Below are 5,803 nucleotides of genomic sequence, written 5' to 3'. Positions count from 1 at the left end.
TCGTCGCGCGACAGGTTGGCGGCGATCAGCGGCAGGTCGTGCCGCAACGCCAGCGCGATGACGGGCCGGTACAGCGACCAGTCCCATCCGGCGGCGCCGGCCCGCGCGATCAGATGATCGGCATCGCCCGGCCGCTCGCGGCGTGCCCGGTCCAGATCCGCCTGCCGCTCGCGATCGAATTGCTCCATCGCGATGGCGGGCCGCCAGCCCGCGTCGACCGCCTCGGTCAGCGACGCGAGCCGGCGCCGATGCCCTTCGGGGTTGTCGTGGACCTCGCCCAGCAAGACATAGCGGAACGCTGCGAGCCGATGCGTGCCGTCGTGCGCGCCGACATGCGCGCCGTCATGCGCGTAGCCATGCGCATCGCCCTCGGGATGCGCGGGCGCCGTGGCGCAGCCGGCAAGCAGGGCAAGCGCGGCCGCCATGGCGGCGACCTTCGCCATGCCGCGGGGTCCGCCTTCAGCGGCCCGCATCCGCTCCCACCGTCGCGGGCACGCGATTGCCGTCCGCATCGATCTCCAAGGGGCCGCTGCCGGAGAAGCGGTCCAGCGCCAGGTAGATCACCGGCGTGATGAACAGCGTGATGACCTGCGAGAACAGCAGTCCGCCGACCACGGCCAGGCCCAGTGGCTGGCGCAGCTCGGCGCCGGCACCGAGGCCGAGCGCAATCGGCAGCGCGCCCATGATGGCGGCCAGCGTGGTCATCATGATCGGACGGAAGCGCAGCAGGCAGGCCTGGCGGATCGCCTTCGCCGGCGGCATGCCCTGCTCGCGCTGCGCGGCCAGTGCGAAGTCGATCATCATGATGGCGTTCTTCTTGACGATGCCGATCAGCATCAGCACACCGATGATCGCGATCAGCGACAGCTCGACGCGGAACAGGAACAGCGTCAGCAGCGCGCCAACCGCCGCCGAGGGCAGCCCAGCGAGGATCGTCAGCGGGTGGATATAGCTTTCGTACAGCACGCCAAGCAGCACGTAGATCACCGCGATCGCCGCAATCAGCAGGATCACCTGCGTCGCCTGCGACGACTGGAACACCGCCGCATCGCCGCCCCAGCTGGTGAAGATCTCCTGCGGCATCGCGGTTTCCTGCTTGAAGCGGTCGATGCGCGCCGACGCGTCGCCCAGCGCCGCGCCCGGTGCCAGGTTGAACGAGACCGTCACCGACGGCAGCTGCCCCTGGTGATTGACCGCGATCGGACCGACGCGGCGCTCGGTGGTCGCGAACGCCGACAGCGGCACCAGCGTGCCGTTGGTGCTGCGCACATAGATCTTCGAGAACGCGGTCTCGTCGACGCGATCGACGTCCGCGGCCTGCAGGATCACGTAATAGCTGTCGATCGAGGTATAGATGGTCGACACCTGGCGCTCGCCGAACGCGGTATAGAGCGCGGTGCGCACGTCCTGCATCTGCACGCCCAGCGAGTTGGCCTTGTCGCGGTCGATCGCCAGCTGCGCCTCGAGGCCGGCCTGCTGCGAATCGCTGGTGACGTCGCGGAACAGCGGATCGGCGCGCATGCGGGCCATCAGCTTGTCGGCGGCGGTCTGCAGATTGCCCGACTGCACGCTCTGCAGCGTGTATTGATAGCGCGCCTTGCTGACGCGGCCGCCCAGCTGCAGGTTCTGCACCGGACGGAAATAGACGTTGAGCCCCGGAATGCCGGCCACGTCGCGGCGCAGCGACTCGACCACCTGCGGCATCTTCGGCCGCTCGCCGCCAGGCTTCAGTTCGATGAACATGCGGCCGGTATTGATGGCGGGCGAGGGGCCGCCGCCGATCGCCACCACGATGCTCTTGACCGCCGGATTCGCGCGCATCCGCTCGGCCGCGTCGCGCATCAGCGTCGACATCGCGTCGAAGGAGATGTCCTGCGGGCCGTCGGCATTGACCTGGATCTGGCCGATGTCCTCCTCGGGGAAGAAGCCCTTGGGGATCAGCACGAACAGCACCGCGGTCAGCACGAATGTCATGCCGGCCGCGGCCAGCACGGTCCGCCGATGGGCCAGGCACCAGTCGAGCCCGCGCGCATAGCGGTGCAGCGTGTATTCGAACAGGTTCTCGAACCACTGCGTTGAGCGCAGGCCGATGCTCTGCCGCTGGGCGGGCGCGGCGGCGTGGGCGGGCGCATGGCGGGGCGCATCGCCGTAGGCGTGCTGCGATTCGTCGACCGGCACGTTCTCGGCCGACAGGAAGCGCGCGCACAGCATCGGGATCAGCGTCAGCGACACCAGCGCCGAGACCAGGATCGACAGCGACACCACCGCGGCGAACTCGTGGAACAGCAGGCCGATCACGCCCGGCATGAAGAAGATCGGGATGAACACCGCCACCAGCGACACGGAGATCGACACGATGGTGAAGCCCATCTCGCGCGAGCCGACCAGCGCCGCCTTCAACGGCGCCATGCCTTCCTCGATATGGCGGACGATGTTCTCCAGCATCACGATGGCGTCGTCCACCACCAGGCCCACCGCCAGCGTGATCGCCAGCAGCGACACGTTGTCCAGGCTGTAGCCGAACGCCTTCATCAGCGCGACCGTGCCGATCAGCGAGATCGGCAGCGACACCGTCGGGATCAGCGTGGCCGCGGCGCGGCGCAGGAACAGGAAGATCACCATCACCACCAGCGCCGCGGTCAGCGCCAGCGTGAACTGCACGTCGTGGATCGACTCGCGCACCGAGCGGGAACGGTCATTGACCACGTTGACGTTGACCGAGGCCGGCATCTGCTGCACCAGCCGCGGCAGCGCGGCGCGGATCGCGTCGACCACCGCCACCGTGTTGGCGTCGGGCTGGCGCTGCACCGCCAGCACGATCGAGCGTTCGTTGTTCAGCCAGCTGCCGGTCTTCAGCGTCTCGACGCTGTCCTCGACCTCGGCCACGTCGGAGAGCCGCACCAGCGAGCCGTTGGGCTGGCTGGCGACGATGATGTTGCGGAAGGCGTCGGCATCGGCCAGCTGGCGGTTGGCCTGGATCGTCAGCATCTGGCGCGCGCCGTCGAGCGTGCCCACCGGCGTGTTGGCGTTGGCGCGCGAGATCGCGCCGGCCAGCTCGTCGAGCGTCATGCCGCGCGCGGCCAGCGCATCGGGACGCGCGCGCACCCGCACCGCGAACCGCTTCTGGCCGTAGACCAGCACCTGCGCGACGCCGGGCAGCGTCGACAGCGTCGGCGCGATCAGGTTGTCGCCGAAGGCGTTCAGCTCGGCCAGGCTCATCGCCGGCGAATTGATCGCCAGCAGGATCACCGCCGCGTCGGCCGGATTGACCTTGCGGTACGACGGCGGCTCGTTCATCTCGGTCGGCAGCGAGCGCTGGGCGCGGAACAGCGCCGATTGCACGTCGACCGCCGCGGCATCGATGTCGCGGTCGTTGTTGAACTCGATCGTGATGCTGGAATTGCCCAGCGTGTTGGCCGAGCTGATCACCGACACGCCCGGGATGGTGGCGAACTGCTTCTCCAGCGGCGTGGCCACCGACGCGGCCATCGTCTCGGGGCTCGCCCCGGGCAGCCGCGCGGTGACCTGGATCACCGGCGAATTGAAGCTGGGCAGCGCGGCGATCGGGATGGTCGGGTACAGCACAATGCCGGTGACCACGATCGCGATCGCCAGCAGCACCGTCATCACGGGCCGGCGGATGCAGAGTTCGGACAGCGTCATGGCGTCAGTGCTTCCCGGGGGCCGGCGCCGGGGCGGCGGCGCTGGCCTCGCGCACGGCGCTGCCCGGGCGCAGGTTCTGCACACCCTCGACCACCACGCGCGTGCCGGCCGGCACGCCCTCGACCACTGCCGCGGCGGCGGTCGCCGCCAGCATCTTCACCGGCATCGCGCGGACCTTGCCGTCGGCCTGCACCGCATAGACGAAGCGGCCTTCGGGTCCGGTCACCACCGACTGCGGCGGCACCGACACCACGCCGGTCAGCGTCTGCACCACCGCCTCGACGCGCGCATAGGTGCCGGGCCACAGGCGCTGGGCCTCGTTGTCGAACTGCGCCTTGACGCGGATGGTGCCGTATTGCGGGTCGACGGTGTTGTCGACGAAGGTGATGCGGCCCTGCACCGGTTCGGGATTGCCGTCGTTGGGCTGCGCTTTCACCGGCACCGGGCCGCTGCGCAGCGCGTCGCGCAGCGCGGCGAGCTGGCGCTCGGGCAGCGTGAAGGTGACGGCGATCGGCTGGATCTGCGCGATGGTCACCATCGGCTGGGCCGCGGTCGGCAGCACCAGCGAACCGGGGAAGACGTTGATCACGCCGGTGCGGCCGCTGATGGTAGCGCGGATCGCGCCGTAGCTGACCGCGACGCGGCTGGCCTCGATCGCGGCCTGGTCGGCGCGTACCGTGGCCTCCAGCGCATCGACCTTGGCGCGCGCGGTATCGACGGCGCTGCGCGAGATGAAGTTGCGCGCGACCAGTTCCTCGCTGCGCGCCAGCGAACGGCGGGCGTCGGCCAGATCGGCCTGGTCGCGCAGCAGCTGCGCGCGGGCGCGGGCCAGGTTGGCCTCGTCCATGCGGGTGTCGAGCGAGAACAGCAGATCGCCGGGCTTGACGGTCTGGCCTTCGCGGATATGGACGGTGCGGACGGTGCTGGAGACCTGCGGACGCACCTCGACGGTGGACAGCGCCGTCACGTTGCCGTTGACGCTGACCTGCAGCGGCACGTCGCCCTGGCGCGCCAGCGCGGTGGTCACCGCCACCGGGGCCGGTCCCTGTGCCTGCGGCTTCGGGGCGAACCATGTCTTCCAGCCGAACCAGCCGGCCCCCGCCAGCAGGACGACCAATGCCAGCGCCAGCCAGGGCGACACACGACTTCTGCCGGTACCCATGGCCTGGCTCCAGTTGCTTTCGACGAAGCCCTTGGCCTGGTCGATACCCTTCGATTTCATGCGAGGACCCTCTGCTGCGCCGCGCTGTTGATGCGCGTGTTCGCTCCCGTTGTCGCCGTGCCCATCCGGACGGCCGCCGCCGGCTTCTGGGAACCGGTGGGCGGCCGGCCGCCCCCAGTGGTACCGCCATGGCGCCGTATCTGGCAAGCGTTGGCAGACGCGTCCGTATTACAAACGATTACAGGGGAGGGGCCGTCTTTGTATCAGGGATCAAACATTAGCAGAAAACGGACCTGCCGGGCCGGCCGCCAGGGGCACGGGTGGCTGCGGGCCGTGCGCCGCGGCACCGAAGAGGTACGTGAAACGGGTACGCGACCGGGTACGCAAGGACCGCGTGCCAGGCCGGCGCGCTCTGGCCGACGCTCAGGCCAGCGCCTTCAGGCCTGCTGCGGCGCCTGCCGGCGCAGCCAGCGGCAGCCGAGGGCGCGGGCTCGCCCGGACAGCAGCAAGGCGCCGAGCATCAGGGCGGCCGCGCCCCAGTGCAGCGCGTGCGCGCCCGCAGTGGCGTAGATCGCCGCGCCGACCATCGCGCCGATCGCCTGGCCCAGATAGATCGAGGAGGAATTGAGCGAGATCGACACCGCCGCCCGCTCCGGCGCGAGCGCCACCAGCCGCGCCTGCTGCGCGCTGTTGGTGGCGAAGCCGCCCACGCCCCACAGCATGAAGATCAGCACCAGCGCGACCGCGCCGACGCCGGTCAGCGGCCACAGCAGCATCGCCGCCAGCGAGGTGCCCAGCGCGACGTGCACCACGCGGGCCGGCGTGGCGCGGTCCATGCGCGCCGCGGCGACGACGTTGCCGAGCACGCCGCAGGCCCCGTAGGCCAGGAACATCAGGCTCAGCGCGCCGCCGCTGACGCCATGGACGTCCCGCAGCATCGGCGCGATATAGGTGAACATCGTGAACATGCCGGCCGAC

4 protein-coding genes are annotated in these 5,803 nt (G+C 70.0%); all 4 read right to left on the bottom strand.

Annotated elements, in window-relative coordinates; genetic code table 11:
• On the bottom strand, window positions 1-443 hold a 443-nt coding region (locus AC6EI8_RS23500), incomplete at its 3' end, for a ChaN family lipoprotein (protein WP_498383022.1).
• 16 nt (window positions 444-459) lie between these two features.
• Window positions 460-3,663: an efflux RND transporter permease subunit gene (locus tag AC6EI8_RS23495; RefSeq protein WP_150083195.1), complete on the bottom strand. Its 3,204-nt coding sequence runs from the start codon at window positions 3,661-3,663 to the stop codon at window positions 460-462.
• Window positions 3,664-3,667: 4 nt separating this feature from the next.
• Window positions 3,668-4,885: an efflux RND transporter periplasmic adaptor subunit gene (locus AC6EI8_RS23490; RefSeq protein WP_150083194.1), complete on the bottom strand. Its 1,218-nt coding sequence runs from the start codon at window positions 4,883-4,885 to the stop codon at window positions 3,668-3,670.
• Window positions 4,886-5,262: 377 nt separating this feature from the next.
• A partial coding sequence (locus AC6EI8_RS23485) for an MFS transporter (protein WP_498383021.1) occupies window positions 5,263-5,803 on the bottom strand: 541 nt, incomplete at its 5' end.

The organism is Cupriavidus sp. R6-3, assembly GCF_059772245.1.
This window is presented reverse-complemented; position numbering and strand designations above follow the sequence as displayed.

Excerpts from the sequence above, each read along its gene's own strand:
- AC6EI8_RS23490 (WP_150083194.1), bottom strand. The coding sequence starts at position 4,885 with ATGAAATCGAAGGGTATCGACCAGGCCAAGGGCTTCGTCGAAAGCAAC.
- AC6EI8_RS23495 (WP_150083195.1), bottom strand. The coding sequence starts at position 3,663 with ATGACGCTGTCCGAACTCTGCATCCGCCGGCCCGTGATGACGGTGCTG.